Consider the following 21,696-nt stretch of genomic DNA (forward strand, 5'->3'; position numbering starts at 1 on the left):
CCGCTACAAGTATATTTCATAAATACCAGCTTCGGTATTATTAATAAAAGCTGCAATGTCGTCTTTTAACATAATAAGAAGTTCAGCTATTTCAACCGTACTAACATTACCTGTTCGGAGCCAGATTATTTGGGGTGGGTAAGATAAAAGATTTTGAAGCTCAGAGAAATCTTCGTCGAAAGTTAAAATAGTGTATTGATTTTCTTTGGCAAAATGCCATATCATTTGGTCAGTTAAGCGTTGTGATGGCCTGATTTCATTTGATGGCAAGATCTCCCATTGAGGGATCAACTTTTTTAAACGCCATGAAATTATTCTCATCAGCAATTAAGCGCATTAAGCTACTTTTATTATACGTTCTTTATTTGCTGCATAGGCAAGGCATGCCAATATTTGATTTTCAGTAAGCTGAGGAAAGTCATTTATTATTTCCTGGTGGCTTAATCCTGATGCAAGCCATTGTAAAAACATCATATAAAGTTATCCTTGTGCCTTTAATTACAGGCTTGCCAAACCTTATTTCAGGGTCAACTTCTATATACTCTTTATAATTAACCTGCGCCATATACAAATTTAATTAATTTGTATAACAATACATCATCCAAAAAGCATCTCAAAAACCTCTTCAATCCGGCTTACTACTTTAACGTCAATTTTATAGCGCGACAAGTCTATCCGTTTTTTATCCTGCCCGGCAGTGGGCATGTTATATTTTGAGATAAATATTTGTTCAAAGCCTAATTTTTGCGCTTCGGCAATACGCTGCTCCACACGGTTAACCGCGCGGATCTCGCCCGATAAACCTATCTCCCCGGCAAAGCAGGTTTTAAAAGGGATGGGAATATCTTCGTGCGATGATATGATGGCAGCGGCAAGGCCAAGGTCAATAGCAGGGTCTTCCACCCTGATACCGCCCGTTATATTTAAAAACACATCCTTTGCACCTAATTTAAACCCGCAGCGCTTCTCAAGCACGGCTAATAACATGCTCATCCGCTTGGTATCAAAACCGGTTGCAGTACGTTGTGGCGTGCCATAGGCTGATATGCTCACCAGTGCCTGCGTTTCAATCAGCATGGGCCTCATGCCCTCTAAAGTGGCGGAAATAGTGATACCACTCAAGGGCTCATCCCGCTGCGAAAGCAATATCTCTGACGGGTTGGATACCTCGCGCAGGCCCTCGCCCAACATTTCGTATATACCTAATTCCGATGCCGAACCAAAACGGTTCTTAACCGTGCGCAGTATGCGGTAAACATGGTGCCTGTCGCCTTCAAACTGTAAAACCGTATCAACCATATGCTCCAATATTTTAGGCCCGGCTATCATACCGTCCTTGGTAATATGGCCTATCAAAAATACAGGGGTCGAACTTTCCTTGGCAAAGCGAAGCAACTCGGCAGTACATTCACGCACCTGCGATACACTGCCCGGCGTTGATTCAATATGTGATGAATGCAGGGTTTGGATCGAATCAACCACCACCAGGTCGGGCTGCAATTCTTCTATCTGTTTAAATATATTCTGGGTTGATGTTTCGGTCAGGATAAAACAATCCTTTCCAAAAGTACCATCCGTAGCTTCAGGCGCTAAGCGCTCTGCACGCATTTTAATCTGCTTATCACTTTCCTCGCCCGATACATACAGCACTTTTACGCCTTTCATATTCAAAGCTAACTGCAGCATCAGGGTTGATTTACCAATCCCTGGTTCGCCGCCTATCAGCACCAGCGAACCGGCAACTATCCCACCGCCTAAAACACGGTTAAATTCATTGTCGGGCGTTAGCAGGCGGTCTTCTTCTTTAAAAGTTATCTCGGCAACCTGTACAGGTTTATTGGCGCGCTGCTGCGTTGTTGAGTTACTTGCCTTCCAGGTTGGTACCGATGTATTGGCTTTTTCTATGATCTCTTCAACAAAAGTATTCCATTGTGCGCAAGACGGACATTTACCAAGCCATTTTGCCGATTCATAGCCACAGCTTTGACAGAAATACGCGAATTTAGTTTTAGCCAATTTGATTTTAGATTTTAGATGTACGATTTACGATTGTTTATATTTAGAGCTAAGAGTTGCAGACAGCGATGATACTTTTATTTATACAGTTATACAACTTTTCTGAAAGCTTGTTATACAGATTATTAATTTCATCATTATTAAAACACATATCATTCCACGTGCCCATGCCTCCAAATACCCAAGCTAACCCTGCAGAATATATTATCTGTCGAGCAAGAAGTGTATAGTTTTTTGCTATGATAAAGTCTTTATGATAAAAATTATTTTCCGGGGTCTGACTACTCAAATTTTTGGCCGCATTCTCAAAAGTCTCTCCCCAATTAGTAGTCGTATTTTTAAAGGCAAAATCTGCGATTTCATTTAACGCCATTTTTAATTCTTCCCATACTATATGCAATTGATAGGTATTATTAATGGTTTTGTGATTCAATAAAGTAGCACCATATTTAACACTCCAAATTTTCTTTTCAATAGCTTTATTATTTGAAACCTCCCAATTATTCACCCAAAAGTCAGAATGGTTATGATAAATCGCTTCTATAAACCAATTTCCACCACCTCCAACTAAACCAGCCAATTCATGATCAAATGATTTTGATTGCTCAGAATTTTGAAAATATAAAGCGAGTTTTTTACAGTTCTCATTTTTTAGTAGTTCAAACCATAAATAAGGATTATCCGCAATAGTCTTTTCTTTAATTTTTAAATTAAGGATTGATTTCTTGAGAGCAACAAATTTTACGCTATTACAAAATTGAAAAGTTGAATTATCCGGATAAAAATCAGAAGGTAGTGTTGATGTTTGAAGAAAATCGTTGCCGAACGATACCAAAGCAATAACTTGGGCTAAATTCCCTGTCATATTTAATAACTAAACCAATTACTAAATATAATAGCAATTTATCAATAAACAAAACTGAATGATCAGTAAAATGAGAAGATTCGATTTTTAGGCTTACGATTTACAATTTAAAAAAAATCGTAAATCGTAAATCTAAAATCGTAATTATAATTTTATCTCTTCGTCTTTAGCCGAGAAGAAATGAAACTCAGTGATCTGGTAAGCAGGGTTGCTTTTAACCTTTATCCACTGGTTATATTTCATAAACCATTTTACCTGGCGGCTGATAATTCCTTTTTTGATATAAGCTTCAATATACGGATGAACACAAAGCGTAATGCTTTTCTCGTTCTGCTCAACCAATATGTAATTAAAGTTGTTCTCAATATCATCCAGCAATAAAATGGTAGGACGTATAGCACCCGTACCGTGGCAGGTTGGGCAAACCTCGTTAGTAACGATGTTCATCTCAGGCCTTACACGCTGGCGGGTTATTTGTACCAGTCCAAATTTACTTGGCGGTAAAATAGTATGCTTAGCCCTGTCGTGTGCCATTTCGCCACGCAGGTAGTCAAACAGATCCTTGCGGTTGTTTGGTTTATGCATATCGATAAAATCGATCACCACAATACCACCCATATCACGCAGGCGCAGCTGACGTGCAATTTCTTTAGCAGCCTCTTTATTTACCTGGAAGGCATTCTCCTCCTGGTTTTCTTTACTGGCTGTGCGGTTACCGCTGTTTACGTCAATAACGTGCAATGCTTCGGTATGCTCAATTACCAGGTAAGCACCGCCTGCAAGGTTCACTGTTTTACCAAAAGCTGATTTTATTTGTTTATCAACCCCGTAATGTTCAAATATCGGCGTTCCATTTTTATGGAAGCGGACAATACTTTCCAAATCAGGTGATATTTCATGAACGTACGAGCGCACTTCTTCAAACATGCTGTTATCGTTCACATAAATATGATGAAAATCCGGGTTAAGGATATCACGCAATAATGTTGAAGTACGGTCAATTTCGCCTAACACCTTTTTGGCTGGCTCAATTGATGGCAGGCGGGTGATGAACGACTCCCATTTAGAGATCAGATCAAGCAAATCCTTCTGCATTTCTTCAACACCCTTACCTTCGGAAACTGTACGAATAATTACTCCAAAATGCTTTGGTTTAATACTCTCTACAATTTTGCGTAAACGGTTGCGTTCGGTGTTGCTCTTTATCTTTTTTGAGATAGAGATAACCTCCGAAAACGGCACCAATACGACATAGCGTCCGGCGATAGATATATCCGAGCTTAAGCGGGGGCCTTTTGTTGAAATAGGCTCCTTAGCTATCTGCACAGGTATAAGCTGGCTTTTTGATAATAACTCAGAGATCTTTCCTCCTTTGTTAATATCAGCTTCCGGCTTAAAATTATCTAAAAGCTTTGACTGGTATCCCCCGCTACGTACTTGCTTGGTTAGTTTAAGCAGGCTCTGAACCTGCGGACCAAGATCAAGGTAATGCAAAAAGGCATCCTTCTCGTAACCTACATCAACAAATGCAGCATTTAGCCCTGGCATGATCTTTTTGATACGCCCGAGATAGATATCACCAACCGTATAATTGTTGCTGACCTGCTCTTTGTGTAGCTCTACAAGTTGTTTATCCTGTAATAATGCAATAGTAGTCCCGCTGGGGGATGAATCGATAATTAATTCTTTTATCAATTGCTACTCCATTTCTTAAAACGATTAAAACCGCATGTTAATAAGTGGGTAAAAAAACAAATTAACCTGTCTTTTTTACAAAAGACAGGTGTATAAGCTGAGGTATTAGCTTATTTCTTTTTATGTCTGTTTTTTCTTAAACGTTTTTTACGTTTGTGGGTAGCCATTTTGTGTCTTTTACGTTTTTTACCGCTCGGCATAATAATAATTTTTAATTGTGATTAATTCTTTAATTCCTTTATATACTCGTCAATGCGTTGATCAAAAGCCTGATCAGGCATCATTTCCTTACATTTCTGGTAAGCTTCAATAGCTTCCTTTTTCATTCCAAGCTGTTTATAGCTTTCTGCAAGGTAAAAATAAGGTTCAACTTCGGGCTTTTGTGCAATAATGTTTTTAAACCTTACCACAGCCTTTTCGTACTGGCCTGATTTCATTGCAAACATTCCTAAGCTCAGGTTTGCATTCCTGTTGTTTGGGTCCTGCTTTACAACATCCAGCAATAACATAATTCCCTGCATCGGCGAACCGCCTTCAGGATCTGTCATGCCCATGCTGGTTTGGTTTACATAAGCAATACCTAAACCGGTTTTAGCGCTCAGGTCAGCAGGTTTAAGTTTAACAGCATTTTTGTAACACTCAATACCATTTACTACAAATGATGGTTGAGTTAATGTGTCCTGAGTGGTTAGTTTAAAGGCATCATTAAAATGGCTGCCTGCATTTAACCAATCCTCAAACTTGTTCTCTTTGCGGGCTACCGCCTGGTAATAATAAGCTGCCGGTGCCGGTTGATTTACATCATCCCATGCCTTGGCCAGTTTCTTTTGCAGATCGAGCTGCGCATCCACACCCGAAGCATTTTTTAACTGGCCTTCCAGATCATTGATCTGCGCGGCTAATGCCGGGCCTATTAAAATTTTTGCAGGGGCTGATACCATCTCAACCGTTACATTAGTAACCGGTTTGCTTTCAGCAGTTACCTTGTTAGTATGGCCTTGTGCTTCTTTTGGCTTTATAAGGCCCTTTACAGGCATAAAAAACAAACAGCCCATAACAGCAAAAACTATTACGATTACGACTATTTGTTTCTTATACATTGCCTGAAATTAATTGGTTACTTTGTTACCAGTTCTAACTTTATCAACAAAAGTTTTTGCCGGTTTAAAACTTGGAACGAAATGCTCCGGGATGATTATGGCAGTATTCTTTGAAATATTACGTGCTGTTTTTTTAGCTCTTTTCTTAACAACAAAACTTCCGAAACCTCTTACATAAACGTTTTCACCACCCATCATTGAGGTTTTTACTACTTTAAAAAACGCCTCAACAGTTTCCTGAACGTCAACTTTCTCAATACCTGTCTTGGATGAGATTTCAGTTATAATTTCCGCCTTAGTCATATCTGATTTACTTTTATTTATTATATAATTACTTAACTGATTTGGGGTTGCAAAAGTATCGCTTTATTACTAAAGATTGAAATAATTAACATATTATTTTTATTACCAGCTGAAATACAGCTTAAAGCCAAAAAAATCAGCATAAACAGCAGCCTTCATCATTACTTTTGCAAACAATGGATTTTAGCAATGAACTGGTACAATGGTATCAAAAAAATAAACGTGATCTGCCATGGCGTAAAACTTATGACGCTTATGTGATATGGCTTTCTGAAATAATTTTGCAGCAAACAAGGGTTGAGCAGGGCATGCCTTATTTTAACCGCTTTGTTGAAAAATATCCTACCGTAAGCAGCTTTGCCGCTGCTGATGAGGATGATATACTTAAACTATGGCAGGGTCTGGGTTATTATTCAAGAGGGCGCAACATGCTTAAAACGGCACGAATGGTGCAGGAGGTTTATGATGGAAGGTTTCCGCAAAGCTATGAGCAGCTAATTAAACTAAAAGGGATTGGCGAGTACACAGCTGCGGCCATATCCTCGTTTTCGGCAAACGAGGCAAGGGCCGTAGTTGATGGTAACGTGTACCGCGTTATAGCCCGCTATTTTGGTATTGATGAGCCCATAAACAGCACCAAAGGCAAAAAGATGTTTCAGCAAACTGCCAATGAGTTGCTTAACACACAAAACCCCGGCCTCCACAACCAGGCAATGATGGAGTTTGGCGCCATGCTTTGCAAGCCCAAAAACCCGGCCTGCGGCATTTGCCCGGTGCGGCAGGGGTGTTATGCCTTTTTAAACAATGCCATAAACAGCCTGCCCGTAAAGCTAAACAAGGTAAAAGTACGCGAACGGTATTTTAACTATTTTTTAGTGGCCGATGAGCAGAGTATATTAATGAACAAAAGGGATGATAAAGATATATGGGCAAACATGTATGATTTGCCGATGCTGGAAACCCCATCACTGCTCACACCTGAAGAATTACTTTTATCGCCTGAGTTAAAAGAATTTCTTGGTGATGAAATTATTATAAAAGAAATATCAGAGGTAAAAAAACATGTTCTGACGCACCAGAAGCTATATGTACGCCTTATAACACTGCAAAACCGCCCTGTTAAACTAAAAGAAATGTGGCATTATGTGCCAGTTGAAAATCTGAAAAAATTAGCAATACCAAAAATCATTTTTATATTTATAAAAAATATTTTTAATTTGTAATACAATTTTTGTTGATTTAAAATATATGTCAGGCGTAAATAAGGTAATATTAGTGGGCCATTTGGGAAAAGATCCTGAAGCACGCTCCTTAGAAGGTGGTGTGTCTGTGGTGAGTTTCCCATTAGCTACTTCAGAATCATTTAATAAAGATGGCCGCAAGGTTGAACAAACCGAATGGCACAACATTGTAATGTGGAGGGGGCTTGCTGATGTTGCCGCCAAATTTTTACAAAAGGGAAAGCTTGTTTACATTGAAGGTAAATTACGCACACGATCATTTGAAGATAAAGAAGGAGTTAAAAAATATACAACCGAAGTGGTTGCCGAAAACTTTACCCTGCTTGGCCGCAAAACTGATTTTGAAAATGACGGCGCACCGCTTAGATCTTCATCAAAAGCTACTACCGATGGTACTGATCTAATGTCTTACTAAACCAATTATAAACCTATAAACAGAAGCCACGCAGAGATCATCTGGTGGCTTTTTTGCTTTTTATATCTATTGCTAAAGCCCTGCAACCAGGTATTTTAAACAACCTGCAAAATCCTTTCAATCAATAGCTTTCAAGCCTTTAATTATCAGAAAAATGTCAGCCAGTAGTGGTTTAAACACATGTTTGTAAAATATAGATGTTTCAACGCTTATAGCTCACGCTTTCCAATAATTGAGCTTATTTTTGTGGCGGATTCAAACATACCACTACCGTCATGAGCATACATAACCTCATCCCCGAAAAAATAATAAGCAAAGCGCCGCATGCCCTTGGATGGGTTATGCAATCATTAATTGCCGCTGCCCTGCCGGAGATATATGAGAAAATGCCCAGGAATTCAATATGGATGTATATTGGCTTAACTCCCGAAAACCTGAGCAGGCTAAAATACTTTACCCCAGCCTTGTTGGCTACATTGGTTTATTATATAGAACAATTGCCAGCTAAGTTCAGTACCGGCGCTTTAAAAAACCAAAACGAAATGAATTGCTGCCCTTGCAGTTAATATTACATAGTTACTATAAACAAAAAAGGTGCTTACCAAATGGTAAGCACCTTTTTTGTTTAGGTATAAGCCTATCTGCCTCCCGGAGGGCAATGATCTTTTAAATACTGGGTATATAATGTACGTAAGTGCAGGCTTGTACCAGGCCCCTCGTAAATACCATGCGACCTGTTAGGGTATGACATTAGCTGGAACTGCCTGTTATACTTCACCAACTCGTTGATCAGCATTTCGGCATTTTTATAGTGTACGTTATCATCGCCTGTACCATGTACATAAAGCAAATTACCTTTCAAGTTTTTTGCATAGGTAATTGGCGATCCTTTTATAAATACGGCGCGGCTTGCATCATCAATAGGTACGCCCATGTAACGCTCCTGGTAAATGTTATCATACGTTAACTGCCAGCCTACAGCGGCCACCGCAATACCTGTTTTATAAATTTCAGGATGCTGGAACATCAGGTTAAGCGTACATGAGCCGCCGCCGCTCCATCCCCATACTGCTACGCGGGTTGAATCAACAAAAGACCATTTCATTATTTCTTTGGCTCCCATTGCCTGGTCTTCAATGTTTACTATCCCTATTTTTTTGTAAATAGATTTACGCCACTCGCTGCCCTTGGGTGCAGGTGTGCCGCGGTTATCTAAAGAGATATAGATATAACCATCATTAGCCATATTACCTACATATTCGCCGTTCATGCCTGTGCCGTAGCTATCCGTAACGGTTGCACCTGCAGGTTCGCTATAAACATAAAATACAACAGGGTATTTTTTAGCCGGGTCAAAATTGGTTGGTTTTACCATCCATCCGTCCATCTCAACACCATCAACCGTTTTTACTTTAAAAAACTCAGGTTTATTTTTGGCATCTTCTTTTACCTTTATCTCTGTTCCGCTCAGATGCTTATGATCCGGCAGGCTGATAACCTCACTTTGATAAGGTGTGTAGATGTTTGAAAAGTTATGCAGCGCTATCTTCCCGTTAGGAGAAATCTCGTAACCATGCGTTCCGGGTTCATCGGCTGGCGTAACACGCTCAGCCTTGCCACCGCTGATTTTTATGCGGTAAAGGTATTTTTGTGTAGCATTATCCGGCGAAGCCATAAAATAAAGATAGCCGCTGGCCTCATCAATCAAATCTAAAGTGATCACATCATAATTCCCTTTGGTTATCAGGGTTTCTTTACCATCACGGTCTATTTTATAAATATGCCTCCAGCCGTCTTTTTCACTTACCCAAATAAAGTCTTTTCCTTTATTTATCCATTCCCAACCGGTAGGGTCGCCGCCGTTCCAGCGGGACTTGCCATCAATCCATGCCTTGTCCTGTTCTTCGTGGATCACCCTTGCTGTACCGTTTGATACATTCCCAACAAAAATCTTGCTCTCATTTTGGGCCCGGTTTAACTGCTCTAAAATAATTTCGTTTGAGTTGGCTGCCCACTCCATACGTGGTATATAATGTTGTTTAGTATCGCCAGGAACATTTATCCAGGTAATTTTACCGGTGCTAACGTCAACCACGGCAATTTTGCAGGCGCTTGGATCTTCGCCCGCAACAGGGTACTCAACCGGCACTACATAAGGATATATAGAATCGGTAGTGTTGAGCATTAAATATTTTTTGGTGTTAGCCGCATTGATCTGCCAGTAGGCTATGCTATGGCTATCAGGCGACCAGCGGAAGCCATCGCGGCAATCAAACTCTTCTTCATAAGCCCAGTCAAACGTGCCGTTAATAAGCGTTGTGCTGCCATCGTTTGTTAACTGTTTAACAGTACCTGTAGCTAAATCCTCGGTAAAAACATTATGCTCGCTTACGTAAGCCGCCTTTGTACCATCCGGCGATAGTTTTGCAAACATTAATGATGATGCAGGCCTGTCTTTTCCTATTTGCTTTAAGGTTTTGGCTGTAAGGTCATACACCCAATAATCGCCTTTGGTATTGTAGCGCCACACCCTTTTGGTATTGGTAAAGATCAGGATCTTTGTACCATCGTCAGATATAAAGAAGTTGGCTACACTAAGTGGCTGCTTGCCTGCTGGGGTAAGCATCTCTTTGGTAACCAACACCGTTTTTTTGCTAGCATCGCGGGTATCCAGCTCATCAATTTCTGCACCACCGGAGCGGTAGTACTGGTATCCGTCTGTAGCCCAGTGAGTTCGCCTGCCCTGGGCATTCGTTGCCTGGTGCGAAAACATCAACAGCAAAAACAAGGTCGGTATGAATGCTGATCGGTAAATTTTAATGTTCATTGCTTAAGTTTTATAGTTTTCCTTTTTATTTTTCCTTTAGATATTCCTGCTGTAAATTTTCCGTTAAATTAGCATTTTAAAGCCTTTTAAAAACCCCAGTAATGAAAAAAATACTTCTTGTTTTAGTTTGCTTTTTTTTATGCGTTACACTAAGCCATGCGCAGCATATTGACAGAAGTAAATTTGTTAAGGATAGTATTGACTTTTATATAAATAAAGCACTTACCAACTGGCGCATTCCGGGTGCGGCTGTATGTATTGTTAAGGACGGCAAGGTAGTAATGATGAAGGCCTACGGCATAAAAGAGCTTGGCCTGCCCGCAAAGGTTGATATTAATACCTTGTTTATGATTGGCAGCAATACCAAGGCTTTTACTGCTACTGCTTTAGCTATGCTGCAGGCCGATAAAAAGCTATCGTTAGATGATAAGGTGACCAAGTACCTGCCCCAGTTTAAATTGGAGAACCGCCCTGCCGGCGAAATGGCCATAGTGCGCGACCTGCTTTGCCACCGTTTGGGCTTGCAGACCTTTCAGGGCGATTTTACTTTTTATAATACCAACTTAACCCGTGGCGATATTATTGAAAGGCTTGGCCAGGTTAAAGCTGCCTACCCTTTCCGTACCAAATGGGGTTATACCAATGCGGCATTTTTAACCGCCGGCCAAATTATACCCGTAGTTACTGGCAAACCCTGGGAGCAGTACCTTAAAGAAAACATATTTGCACCGCTTGGCATGAGCAATACACTGGCTTTAACCGCCGATATGCCAAAATCATTAAACAGAACGGTACCGCATACTTTGATTGACGGGCGCCTGTCGGCCATTCCGTATTGCCAGATAGATGCCCTTGCCCCGGCTGGTGGTATTTCATCATCCATAAATGATATGAGCAAATGGGTAATGGCCCTGCTTAATGATGGTAAGGTGGGCACAAGGCAGGTTATCCCTGCCGCAGCTATCAAAGCCACACGCGAGGCACAGGATATTGTAGGCAGCGTAAAACATTTAAACGGCGAGCTTAATTTTGAGCTTTACGGCCTGGGCTGGTTTATACAGGATTATGATAACCGCCGCTTAATAATGCACGATGGTGGCGTTAACGGTTATGTATCATCAGTTACATTAGTGCCGCAGGAGCATTTGGGTATTGTGATATTGACCAATACCGATCAGAACGAATTTTTTGAGGCCCTTAGATGGGAGATAATGGATGCCTACTTTAAAATGCAGTACCGCGATTACAGCGAGGTTTACCTGGCCAATTACAAAACAGAGGCCACTGCAGAACAGGCAGCCGACAGGAAACTGCGCGACACGGTAGCCCTTAACCGCATCCCTGCATTAAGCCCGGTAAATTATACCGGCAAATATATAAATGACCTTTATGGCAGCATGACCGTTACCCAGGGCGAAAACAACGATCTTGAAATGCGCTTTGAACATCATCCGCGTATGTATGCACATTTACAGCCATTGGGCGGTAACCGCTTTTATGTAACCTTTAGCGATGCTACATTGGGCAAAGCTGTTTTTCCGTTTGCGGTACAAAATGGTAAGGTAACCGGCGTAAGGGTTAAGGTAGCCGACTTTGTTGAATACAATCCTTACGATTTTAGAAAGGTGCAATAGCTTTAAAGCATTAAAAAAGCCCCGGGCACTACTCCGGGGCTAAACTAAAATTAAACTATAAAACTGAACACAAAACGCCAATTTATTTGAGTTATCAGGTTATTGTCCCATAGTCATAATCTATACCTTTTAACTCTTTACCCGCAATATTACTTTAGCTGCAGCCCATTAAATTACCGCACTTGAGGCATTATAGCATGTACCCGAACTGATGGTTGTATAAACCATCGGCAAGGCGAAAACCTGCCTTGCGGAAATATTTTTGTGCTAAACGTCAAAAACACTGATCCCATTTTTGGTAAAATGCATTTTAACCTTTAATCGCGCTTATTTTTTGAAGGTGTTTTTTGTAGATATCTTTTTCCATATCAATACATTATAGTAAAATTAATAAGGCGGTTAAAAAAAATAACAGTGGGTATTACTCAAATCTATTATTCGTAATTATGGATTTCAATTCAGAGTTTTCCACACCAGGCGCGCAAGCAGCGGCATATACGCCAACAGGCTCCAATTAATTAGTTTACAATGGCTTAATACTGTTGATAACGTGTTTTTTAGTTCATTTTGGCATATTAAAATTTTCAACCAAATAAACCGTGTAATTGCTACATTTATGTTCTTAAATATATATCCATGAAAAAACTATTGTTCATAGCATCATTTGTTATTATAGGCTTTGGCGCAAAGGCCCAAACCGCAGCTGTTAAGTTAACTGATACGGCCAAACTGTATAACCCTGCTGCTGATGCAAAAGAAGAGATTGCCGGCGCCGTTAAACAGGCAGCGGCATTGCATAAAAATGTACTGTTGCAAATTGGCGGTAACTGGTGCATCTGGTGTATCCGTTTTAATAACTTGGTAACACAGGATCCGGAGCTGAACAAATACGCGCGCGATAATTATGTAATAGTGCATGTTAATTACAGCAAAGAAAACACCAACGAGAAGTTACTTGCGCAGTTGGGTTATCCGCAACGTTTTGGTTTCCCGGTTTTTATTGTGTTAGATGATAAAGGCAACCGCCTGCATACCCAAAACTCAAGTTACCTTGAGGATGGTAAAGGCCATAGCAAAGAAAAAGTGATGGGCTTTTTTAAAGATTGGGCCCCGGCAGCTATTGACCCTAAAAGCTATGAGAAAGCTAAATAACCTGTTAAATAAACAGCACCGCAATACTTATGGCGCTTAAATTATTTTTGATAATAAATTAAACTATTGTTTCGTTATCATAGTCCAAATAGAGTATAACAAAAAAGTTACAATATGAAAACGCTAAGGATTTATTGGGACTACTACTTTACCAGCCTTGACAATTTAATTGAAAAGGTTTGCCTGGCCGAAGTATATTAAGGGTTCCGGAAAGAGTTGTTGTTAAATAAAAAAGGTTTTAATGGCTGTGCGGGTATTTCACCTCATCAGCCATTAAAACCTTTTTAAATTTATAAGCTTTCAGCTATTATTCAATAACTGTAACCTTAAGCATATTTGTTTTAGCTTGTTTTGAAATTGGAACCGAAGCGGTATTAATTACAACATCGCCGGGCAATACAAGGTTTTGAGCCTTTAAAATACTGTTTACATCGCTAATGGTTTGGTCAGTACTCTCTAACTTATCGTAATAAAAAGTACGTACGCCCCATAGTAAGCTCAATGCATTTAACAAATGCTTGTTTGATGTAAATATATAAGTACTGGCTTTAGGCCTGTAACTTGATATTTCAAAAGCTGTGTAGCCTGATGTTGTCATAGAAACGATCCCGACAGCATTGGTATGTTCAGCTAAATATACAGCTGAACCGCAAACAGCATCACTTAAATAATCAGGAGATGTGGTATCGCTGTTAGCTTCTTTATTGGCGTTGAACGGATAACCTAAATCTTCAACATTACGCACAATTTTAGCCATAGTTTCAATAACAATAACCGGGAAATCACCAACTGATGTTTCGCCGCTTAGCATTACCGCATCGGCACCATCCAATACAGAGTTAGCAACATCATTAACCTCGGCACGCGTTGGGCGCGGTGTAGTGATCATTGATTCAAGCATCTGTGTAGCTACAATTACAGGTTTTGAAGCTTCGCGGCATTTGCGGGCAATCATTTTCTGTAATAAAGGCACTTCTTCTAATGGCATTTCAACACCCAGATCGCCACGGGCAACCATTACGCCATCGGTAGCGGCAATAATTTCGTCAATGTTATCAATAGCCTCTGGCTTTTCAACCTTGGCAATTACTTTGGCAGCTTTACCGCTTGCAGCAATAATGCGTTTCAGATCCATAATATCCTGCCCGGTACGAACAAAAGAAAGACCGATCCAATCTACATCCCAATCCAAAGCATATTTAAGGTTCTCTAAATCTTCTTCGGTTAAGCTTGGGATGGATACCTTGGTATTTGGCAGGTTAACGCCCTTGCGCGAGGTTAAGATACCACCATGCATAATTTCACAAACAACGGTATCAACACGGTTGGTTTCAATAACGCGCATCTGGATCTTTCCGTCATCCAGCAAAATAATTTCATTTGGCTCAACATCCTGCGGAAAAGTTTCATAAGTGATGTAAATCTGGTTATCATCACCAATTAGCTCATGCGTAGTTATATTAATGCGGGTACCGTTTATTAAATGGATACCACCATCTTTCACTAAACCAATACGGATTTTTGGTCCCTGAAGATCGGCCAGGATTCCTACATTGGTTTTATATTCTTCATTTATTTCGCGGATAGTATCAATCACTGCTTTGTGATCCTGTGGTTTTCCGTGTGAAAAATTTAGGCGGCAAATATTTACGCCAGCTCTAATCATAGCTAACAAAACATCTTTTTTTGCCGATGCAGGGCCCATTGTGGCAACAATCTTAGTCCGGTTATAATTTAATTTCATACTTATCTGGTTAATACAGGCTGGAATTTGTTACAATAGTGTAACATTTACGCTTAAAAATTTGCGCTAAAATAATAGATTTTCGCGTGATTTTATTTTTTTAGGATCAATCTTTACTGCGGCAACAATTTCAGGTATCTTATTTATAGCTGAAACAAGGCTGTCAAGGTCATTCTCGTCTATATAATTTTTTATCAACAAAAAATAATCGGCCTTTTTCATTTCGGGTATTAAGTACCCGTCAGAGCCTTTATTAGCTATAAAATAAAAATTTGTTTCGGTAGATTCCCACTGATACTGGTATAAAGAGAATAAAACGGGCGCTTCGCCCTGGTTTATATCCACTGAAAGATCGTCACTTTTTATAAAATTAAAGTTTAAAGATTTGTTGATAAGATAACAAACCCGGTAATCTTTTAGTGACGTTGTTACTGCTATAAGTACAAAATCGAGGTCGATCTCAAACTTTAAATATTTCCTGTTCAAAAATTACTACTTTTGCGGCGGTAAAAATACAAATCGAAACTCTTGCAATAAAATATTGTTGAACATAATGCAAAAGTATTTAGATTTGATATTTAACAGAATTTATTTTTCTTTGCACAGAATTTCTATTAATCATTAAAACTATAAAACTATGTCTGATATCGCTTCAAGAGTAAAAGCTATTATCGTAGAAAAATTAGGTGTTGACGAAAGTGAAGTAACACCGGAAGCAAGTTTCACCAACGATCTTGGTGCTGACTCGTTAGACACCGTGGAATTAATCATGGAGTTTGAAAAAGAATTTAACGTAGCTATTCCTGATGATCAGGCTGAAACTATCGGCACTGTAGGTCAGGCTGTTGCTTACCTTGAAAAAAACGTTAAATAAGAACTCCCCCAAAACTATTAAATGGAGTTTAAAAGAGTTGTAGTAACCGGGCTTGGAGCACTCACCCCAATTGGCAATACCGTTCCTGAATATTGGGAATCATTGATAAATGGTGTGAGTGGCGCTGCCTTGATCAAGAGTTTTGATACTGAGAAGTTCAAAACCAAATTCGCATGCGAAGTGAAAGGCTTTGATGCAGATGGCTTTTTGGGCAGAAAGGACGCAAGAAAACTTGATCCTTTTGTTCAATATGCGCTGTTTTCGACCGAAGAAGCGGTAAAAGATGCAGGATTAGACTTTTCCAAGCTGGATACCAGCAGGATAGGTGTTATCTGGGGATCAGGTATTGGTGGTTTAAAAACGTTTTTAGACGAGGTTGTGAACTTTGCCAAAGGCGATGGCACACCACGTTTTAACCCGTTCTTTATCCCTAAGATGATTGCGGACATTGCGCCGGGCCATATTTCAATTAAATACGGCTTGCGCGGACCAAATTTTTCAACCGTATCTGCCTGTGCATCATCAAACAATTCGCTTATTGATTCATTTAACTATATCCGTTTGGGTAAAGCTAAAATGTTTATAAGCGGAGGGTCTGAAGCTATTATTAATGAAGCCGGTATTGGTGGATTTAATGCTATGCACGCTTTATCAACCCGTAACGAAGATCCTGCAACGGCCTCACGTCCGTTTGATCTGGACCGTGATGGATTTGTAGCCGGTGAAGGTGCAGGAACCATAATTTTAGAAGAGCTGGAGCACGCAAAGGCCCGTGGCGCTAAAATTTATGCTGAAATGATTGGCGGCGGCATGAGTGCCGATGCTTACCACATGACAGCCCCACACCCCGATGGGCTTGGTGCCGCATTAGTAATGCGCCATGCTTTGGAAGATGCCGGTTTAACACCTGCTGATATTGATTATGTTAACGTACACGGTACATCAACCCCAATTGGTGACCCGCAGGAAATAAAAGCAATTCAGGATGTTTACGGTGATGAGATTTACCGTATAAATATCAGTTCAACCAAATCAATGACCGGGCACTTATTAGGTGCTGCTGGTGCAGTTGAGGCAATTGCTGCTATTTTAGCGCTGCAAAACGATATTGTTCCACCAACTATTAACCATTTTACTGACGATCCGGCATTTGATCCTAAAATTAATTTTACGTTCAATAAGGCACAGAAAAAAGTAGTAAGAATAGCTCAAAGCAATGGCTTTGGCTTTGGAGGGCACAATGCTTCTGTGATATTTAAAAAGTACGAAGAATAATTATACTGGATGCCCATAAGTCGTTTTTATAAGCTATACATATCCCCTAACAGAAAATACGTAAAGGTTTTAAAAAATTTGCTCGGTTTTGTACCGGGCAATTTGTCGTTATACAAACTGGCATTCCGTCATAAATCAGTAGCCCAAAACATAAAAAAAGGAGTAAAGAACAGCAACGAACGCCTGGAGTTTTTAGGCGATGCTGTTTTAGGCAGCGTTGTTGCAGAAGTTCTTTTTAAACTATACCCTTATGAAGATGAGGGCTTTTTAACCGAGCTGCGCTCAAAAATAGTAAGCCGTGTAAACCTTAACCAGCTGGCACGCAAGCTGGGCTTTGATAAGCTTATTGAGTACGATAGCCGCATGCTTAACTCATCAAGGCAGGGCTCATTATTGGGTGATGCCTTTGAAGCTTTGATTGGCGCAGTTTACCTGGATAAGGGCTATGATTTTACCCGCAACTTTTTGGTGAACCACATCATCAAATCGCACGTTGATATTCATACCCTGGAGCAAACCGAAACTAACTTTAAAAGTAAACTAATTGAATGGTGCCAGCGCCACAGCAGGGATATTGCCTTTGATTTGGTTGCTAACCAGGAAGGCGAAAACACCAAGCTATTTACCGTACAAGCCCTTATTGATGGCGAAGTAATGGGACTTGGAAAAGAATACAGCAAGAAAAATGCTGAAAAATTAGCTGCCGAAAAAGCCTGCGAGAGCTTAGGCATTTAAGCCACCCGATTAATTATCACCCTTTATCGTATCCCTTTTAGGATCAACAAACGTTGGGGCATTTATGCTTTGCAGCTTTTGCTTATCGTCTGATTTATCGTAGTAGGCATACGATGCCCGGATATGCTTGATCAGCTCATAATCATTCCAGCCCTTTAAATCTTCAAAGGATGGGGTATAATATTCCATAAACTTTTTGGCAACTGTATCGGTCGTATTGGTTACCCGTTTTACAATGTTAATGTTATAGCGTCTGCGAACTTCGGCATACTCAAGCTCACTTTTTGTATCCCTTGCAAAGCGGCGTGCCTGCCCCGGTGTTTTTCCAAATAGCTCATAGATACCTGTAAGCGGCGATGTTAAAAAGGACAATACCGGTGGCTTACCATCATAAAAAGTTCCTTTTTTACGATAATCGCCCATAATCTCGTTCAGTTCCTGTTTTTTTGATTGCCCGTTAACCCTTACTTCGTTAAGTGTGATAACCGGTGTCATGTAAACGGGGATGTCCTGTTTGGCGTTTATAGTGATCCGCAGATCTGCATAATCCCGCTTTTTGAAAAGGATGGTATCGCCAACGGCAGCTTTAATGGTAAACCATCCCAACTGATCGCTCATCATTATATCCTTGCTGCGTAAGTTGGTTATAATTACCTGTGCTAATCTTTCAGTACTGATATTGCGCGAGATCACACCCTGCAAAGTAAATGTTTCCTGAGCTGATGCCTTAAAAGTAACACAAAGGCAAACTATAAATAATGTATAACACCAATACCGCATTGTTCACAAATTTAAAGATTGTATTTTACAGTAGATGTAAAAAAATGTTAAAGCTTATAGCCCTACTGTTTTAAACAAGGAGATGAGCTGCTATTGACCCGATTATAGCCCCGGTATTAGCTGCCTCGCATTTTCGGACAAAAAACCTATCTTTGCGCATGATAAAATCAATGACAGGCTATGGAATTGCCAGTTTCGATTCCGAAAGCGCAAAATATACTGTTGAAATAAAATCCCTTAACAGTAAATTTTTGGAGCTATCCTTACGCCTGCCAAAACCCTTTGCCGAAAAAGAATTTCAACTACGTAATGATTGCAGCAAGCAAATTGAACGCGGCAAAGTAAGCCTGTCTATCAATGTTGAAAAGGCCAGCACCCGGGTTAGTGCCGCAGGTATTGATAAGGACCTGCTAAAGCATTACTATGAGCAGCTAAAGGCCGTTAGCATTGATCTTAATGAACCAACCGGTAACTTATTGCAATTAGCCCTGGGCTTGCCCGAAGTGGTTAAATACGATGAGGAAACCGTATCAGAAGAGGAATGGAAGGTTGCCGAAAAAACATATCAGCACGCACTTGCCGCATTCCAAAAATTCAGGAGCGATGAGGGTAATGTATTAGAGCAGGATGTTAAATTCCGCATTGGTATCATCATGCAAAACCTTGCCTTGATCGAGATAGAAGAACCTAAACGTGTACCGCTGATAAGAGAAAGGCTGAACCAGTTTTTAAGCGAGGCCGCCGGTCGCGAAGCCATTGATCAGAACCGTTTTGAGCAGGAACTGATCTACTATATTGACAAGCTGGATATTACTGAAGAAAAGATCCGCCTAAAAACCCATTGCGATTATTTTATTGAAACCCTTAAAAATGCCGATGCCAATGGCAAAAAGTTAGGTTTTATTTCGCAGGAGATCGGTCGTGAAATAAATACATTAGGTTCAAAGGCCAATGATGCCAGCATCCAGAAACTGGTGGTAGGCATGAAAGAAGAGCTTGAAAAAATAAAAGAACAACTGTTAAACGTATTATAGCCAATAGCCATTGGTAGATGCTCATTTTGCTTGGCGTAATGAACAACTACTAATGACCAATGACAAAATGGAAGGTAAACTCATCATATTTTCAGCCCCATCAGGCGCCGGTAAAACTACCATAGTACATCACTTGCTTTCAAAAATACCTGATCTCGAGTTTTCTATTTCGGCAACTACCCGCCAGGCGCGTGGCGATGAACAGCATGGAAAAGACTATTACTTTATCAGTACGGAGGAGTTTTTGCACCGCATTGCCAAAAAACAGTTTGTTGAGTTTGAAGAAGTATACACCGGTACTTTTTACGGTACCCTGCGCACCGAGATTGAGCGCATCTGGAAAAAAGGCAAAACCGTAATATTTGATATTGATGTTGAAGGCGGCCTGCACCTTAAACGCAAGTATGAAGACCAGGCATTAGCCATATTTGTGCAACCCCCATCCCTGGAGGTACTTATTGAGCGTTTAACCGGCCGTGGCACCGATAGTGAAGAAAAACTAAAGGAACGGTTTGCAAAAGCCGAAAAAGAATTGAATTATGCGCCTCAATTTGATATTATCCTTAAAAATTACGATCTTCAAACGGCATGTGATGAGGCAGAAGAATTAGTAAGCACTTTTATTGCTAAAAAGCAATAGCTTGCCGAGCGCTAAACACCCAAACACAACAGCTACTGACACTGCTAATTGCGAAATGAAATGAAAATAGGACTTCTATTCGGTTCATTTAATCCCATACATATAGGTCATTTAATTATAGCCAACTACATGGCTAACCATACTGCGCTTGATAAGGTATGGCTGGTAGTATCGCCCCAAAATCCACTAAAAAAATATGGCGACCTGATCAATACTTACGACAGGCTGGAGATGGCTAAACTGGCTACCGATAACTCTACCCATATTGAAGTGAGCGATGTAGAGCTGAAGTTGCCGCAGCCATCGTACACTATTGATACTCTTGCCCATTTAAAAGAAAAATACCCGCAGCATGAGTTTGTTTTAATAATGGGATCAGATAACCTGGTATCTCTGCCTAAATGGAAAAACTATAAGCTGATACTGCGCGATTACCATATATACGTTTATCCTCGCCCGGGATACGAAAACACTGACCTTGCTACCCATCCATCAGTAACCATAACCATGACGCCGCTGATGGAGCTGTCGGCTACCTTTATACGGCAGTCGTTAGCTAAAAAGAAAAACATCCAGTACTTTGTGCCCGATGCTGTTTTGCAGTTTATTGAGAACAAGAATCTGTACAGGTAAATAATTTAGGGCAACTGCTTAAACAGTGTTGCTATGCATTAATCCTAATAACATTTATCTTTGCTCCCGTGAGCGAAAAAACCATCCTGAAACTGCAATTGCCTACCGACCCGCTTTGGGTTAAAAACGTTGTTGAAAGCAATATTGAAGAGCTTTTAACCGATCATGCTTATTGCGAGCAAAAAGCGGCTACCAATGGCATCACCTTAATTATCCAGAACCCTAATCTTTCAGACCTGGTGCAGGAAATGATCATGCTGGTGCAGGAGGAGATGGATCACTTTAAGCGTGTTTATGAAATTATATTGGAGCGCGGCTATGTATTAGGTAAAGAACGCAGGGATAATTACGTGAACGAACTGCGTAAATTTATTATTGTTGGCGGCAGCCGAACAGATCAGTTAGTGGACCGCTTACTGCTTTCGGCTATGATAGAGGCCCGCAGCTGCGAGCGCTTTAAAGTACTGTCTGAAAACATTAACGACGAAAAACTATCTGCCTTTTATCATGAGCTGATGATCAGCGAGGCTACCCATTACGCGATGTTTATCCGCCTGGCAAAAAAACACGCAGGCGATATTGATGTTGATAAGCGCTGGGCAGCGTTCCTGGCATATGAAGCACAGGTGGTGCAAAACTACGGCAAGGGAGAAACCATCCACGGTTAATTACTACTATCAAGCTGATTTACAAACAACTTATCCCAAACCCCAATTATTTATCGGCACATAAG

Annotated in this window: 24 protein-coding genes; 12 read left to right on the forward strand and 12 right to left on the reverse strand. The window is 40.4% G+C overall.

Going from position 1 to position 21,696, the window contains the following annotated elements; translation table 11 throughout:
- Positions 1-3 precede the first annotated feature (3 nt).
- The 8 genes from ACQY4U_RS00945 to ACQY4U_RS00980 form a co-directional block, all read right to left on the reverse strand.
- On the reverse strand, positions 4-321 hold the full coding sequence (locus ACQY4U_RS00945) for a DUF5615 family PIN-like protein (protein WP_428327484.1): 318 nt from the start codon (positions 319-321) through the stop codon (positions 4-6).
- Between the two features lie 15 nt (positions 322-336).
- The gene (locus tag ACQY4U_RS00950) at positions 337-474 is read right to left on the reverse strand and encodes a DUF433 domain-containing protein (RefSeq protein WP_428327485.1); all 138 of its coding nucleotides are present in this window, start codon (positions 472-474) and stop codon (positions 337-339) included.
- Positions 419-565, reverse strand: a complete 147-nt coding sequence (locus ACQY4U_RS00955) for a DUF433 domain-containing protein (protein ID WP_428327486.1) — start codon at positions 563-565, stop codon at positions 419-421. Before ACQY4U_RS00955 ends, ACQY4U_RS00950 begins: the two co-directional genes overlap by 56 nt.
- 32 nt (positions 566-597) lie before the next feature.
- Positions 598-2,016 (reverse strand): DNA repair protein RadA, encoded by a 1,419-nt coding sequence (gene radA / locus ACQY4U_RS00960; protein WP_428327487.1) that lies wholly within the window; start codon positions 2,014-2,016, stop codon positions 598-600.
- 49 nt (positions 2,017-2,065) lie between these two features.
- Positions 2,066-2,881, reverse strand: a complete 816-nt coding sequence (locus ACQY4U_RS00965; protein ID WP_428327488.1) for a hypothetical protein — start codon at positions 2,879-2,881, stop codon at positions 2,066-2,068.
- Between the two features lie 144 nt (positions 2,882-3,025).
- Entirely contained in the window at positions 3,026-4,576 is a 1,551-nt protein-coding gene (locus ACQY4U_RS00970) for an Rne/Rng family ribonuclease (protein WP_428327489.1), read from the reverse strand.
- 221 nt (positions 4,577-4,797) lie between these two features.
- Positions 4,798-5,676, reverse strand: a complete 879-nt coding sequence (locus ACQY4U_RS00975) for a tetratricopeptide repeat protein (protein ID WP_428327490.1) — start codon at positions 5,674-5,676, stop codon at positions 4,798-4,800.
- Between the two features lie 9 nt (positions 5,677-5,685).
- A complete protein-coding gene (locus ACQY4U_RS00980; protein WP_428329710.1) occupies positions 5,686-6,000 on the reverse strand; it encodes an HU family DNA-binding protein in 315 nt (104 codons plus the stop codon).
- A 155-nt stretch (positions 6,001-6,155) separates the two neighbouring features.
- Here ACQY4U_RS00980 and mutY point away from each other — a divergent pair, with 155 nt between their 5' ends.
- The 3 genes from mutY to ACQY4U_RS00995 all read left to right on the forward strand — a co-directional run bounded on the left by mutY (position 6,156) and on the right by ACQY4U_RS00995 (position 8,201).
- A complete protein-coding gene (mutY, locus tag ACQY4U_RS00985; RefSeq protein WP_428327491.1) occupies positions 6,156-7,202 on the forward strand; it encodes an A/G-specific adenine glycosylase in 1,047 nt (348 codons plus the stop codon).
- 25 nt (positions 7,203-7,227) lie between these two features.
- Positions 7,228-7,635: a single-stranded DNA-binding protein gene (locus ACQY4U_RS00990; RefSeq protein WP_428327492.1), complete on the forward strand. Its 408-nt coding sequence runs from the start codon at positions 7,228-7,230 to the stop codon at positions 7,633-7,635.
- A 275-nt stretch (positions 7,636-7,910) separates the two neighbouring features.
- On the forward strand, positions 7,911-8,201 hold the full coding sequence (locus tag ACQY4U_RS00995; RefSeq protein WP_428327493.1) for a hypothetical protein: 291 nt from the start codon (positions 7,911-7,913) through the stop codon (positions 8,199-8,201).
- A 71-nt stretch (positions 8,202-8,272) separates the two neighbouring features.
- Here ACQY4U_RS00995 and ACQY4U_RS01000 read toward each other — a convergent pair whose 3' ends face one another.
- Positions 8,273-10,462: a DPP IV N-terminal domain-containing protein gene (locus tag ACQY4U_RS01000; RefSeq protein ID WP_428327494.1), complete on the reverse strand. Its 2,190-nt coding sequence runs from the start codon at positions 10,460-10,462 to the stop codon at positions 8,273-8,275.
- Between the two features lie 101 nt (positions 10,463-10,563).
- Between ACQY4U_RS01000 and ACQY4U_RS01005 the strand changes: the two genes are divergently transcribed.
- Positions 10,564-12,096 (forward strand): serine hydrolase, encoded by a 1,533-nt coding sequence (locus tag ACQY4U_RS01005; RefSeq protein ID WP_428327495.1) that lies wholly within the window; start codon positions 10,564-10,566, stop codon positions 12,094-12,096.
- Between the two features lie 636 nt (positions 12,097-12,732).
- The gene (locus ACQY4U_RS01010) at positions 12,733-13,248 is read left to right on the forward strand and encodes a thioredoxin family protein (protein ID WP_428327496.1); all 516 of its coding nucleotides are present in this window, start codon (positions 12,733-12,735) and stop codon (positions 13,246-13,248) included.
- 307 nt (positions 13,249-13,555) lie between these two features.
- Here ACQY4U_RS01010 and pyk read toward each other — a convergent pair whose 3' ends face one another.
- Both pyk and ACQY4U_RS01020 read right to left on the reverse strand, forming a co-directional pair.
- A complete protein-coding gene (gene pyk, locus ACQY4U_RS01015) occupies positions 13,556-14,992 on the reverse strand; it encodes a pyruvate kinase (RefSeq protein ID WP_428327497.1) in 1,437 nt (478 codons plus the stop codon).
- A gap of 66 nt (positions 14,993-15,058) precedes the next feature.
- Positions 15,059-15,478: an IPExxxVDY family protein gene (locus ACQY4U_RS01020; protein WP_428327498.1), complete on the reverse strand. Its 420-nt coding sequence runs from the start codon at positions 15,476-15,478 to the stop codon at positions 15,059-15,061.
- A 151-nt stretch (positions 15,479-15,629) separates the two neighbouring features.
- Here ACQY4U_RS01020 and ACQY4U_RS01025 point away from each other — a divergent pair, with 151 nt between their 5' ends.
- From ACQY4U_RS01025 to rnc, 3 genes are read left to right on the forward strand one after another with little or no spacing between them, the layout of a single operon-like run.
- Positions 15,630-15,866, forward strand: a complete 237-nt coding sequence (locus ACQY4U_RS01025; protein WP_031266521.1) for an acyl carrier protein — start codon at positions 15,630-15,632, stop codon at positions 15,864-15,866.
- A 21-nt stretch (positions 15,867-15,887) separates the two neighbouring features.
- Entirely contained in the window at positions 15,888-17,141 is a 1,254-nt protein-coding gene (gene fabF / locus ACQY4U_RS01030; RefSeq protein ID WP_428327499.1) for a beta-ketoacyl-ACP synthase II, read from the forward strand.
- A 9-nt stretch (positions 17,142-17,150) separates the two neighbouring features.
- Positions 17,151-17,876 (forward strand): ribonuclease III, encoded by a 726-nt coding sequence (rnc, locus tag ACQY4U_RS01035; protein ID WP_428327500.1) that lies wholly within the window; start codon positions 17,151-17,153, stop codon positions 17,874-17,876.
- 9 nt (positions 17,877-17,885) lie between these two features.
- Here the strand turns inward: rnc and ACQY4U_RS01040 are convergent, their stop codons facing one another.
- The gene (locus ACQY4U_RS01040; protein WP_428327501.1) at positions 17,886-18,656 is read right to left on the reverse strand and encodes a hypothetical protein; all 771 of its coding nucleotides are present in this window, start codon (positions 18,654-18,656) and stop codon (positions 17,886-17,888) included.
- Between the two features lie 158 nt (positions 18,657-18,814).
- Here ACQY4U_RS01040 and ACQY4U_RS01045 point away from each other — a divergent pair, with 158 nt between their 5' ends.
- The 4 genes from ACQY4U_RS01045 (at position 18,815) to ACQY4U_RS01060 (ending at position 21,631) form a co-directional block, all read left to right on the forward strand.
- On the forward strand, positions 18,815-19,690 hold the full coding sequence (locus ACQY4U_RS01045; protein WP_428327502.1) for a YicC/YloC family endoribonuclease: 876 nt from the start codon (positions 18,815-18,817) through the stop codon (positions 19,688-19,690).
- A 67-nt stretch (positions 19,691-19,757) separates the two neighbouring features.
- Positions 19,758-20,330, forward strand: a complete 573-nt coding sequence (gene gmk, locus ACQY4U_RS01050; RefSeq protein WP_428329711.1) for a guanylate kinase — start codon at positions 19,758-19,760, stop codon at positions 20,328-20,330.
- A 60-nt stretch (positions 20,331-20,390) separates the two neighbouring features.
- On the forward strand, positions 20,391-20,963 hold the full coding sequence (gene nadD, locus ACQY4U_RS01055; protein ID WP_428327503.1) for a nicotinate (nicotinamide) nucleotide adenylyltransferase: 573 nt from the start codon (positions 20,391-20,393) through the stop codon (positions 20,961-20,963).
- Between the two features lie 68 nt (positions 20,964-21,031).
- Positions 21,032-21,631, forward strand: coding sequence for a tRNA-(ms[2]io[6]A)-hydroxylase (locus ACQY4U_RS01060; RefSeq protein WP_428327504.1), 600 nt, complete (start codon positions 21,032-21,034; stop codon positions 21,629-21,631).
- The last annotated feature ends 65 nt before the right edge of the window (positions 21,632-21,696 follow it).

Origin of the sequence: Mucilaginibacter sp. (assembly GCF_965277465.1) — a bacterium.
Taxonomy (GTDB): Bacteria; Bacteroidota; Bacteroidia; order Sphingobacteriales; family Sphingobacteriaceae; genus Mucilaginibacter.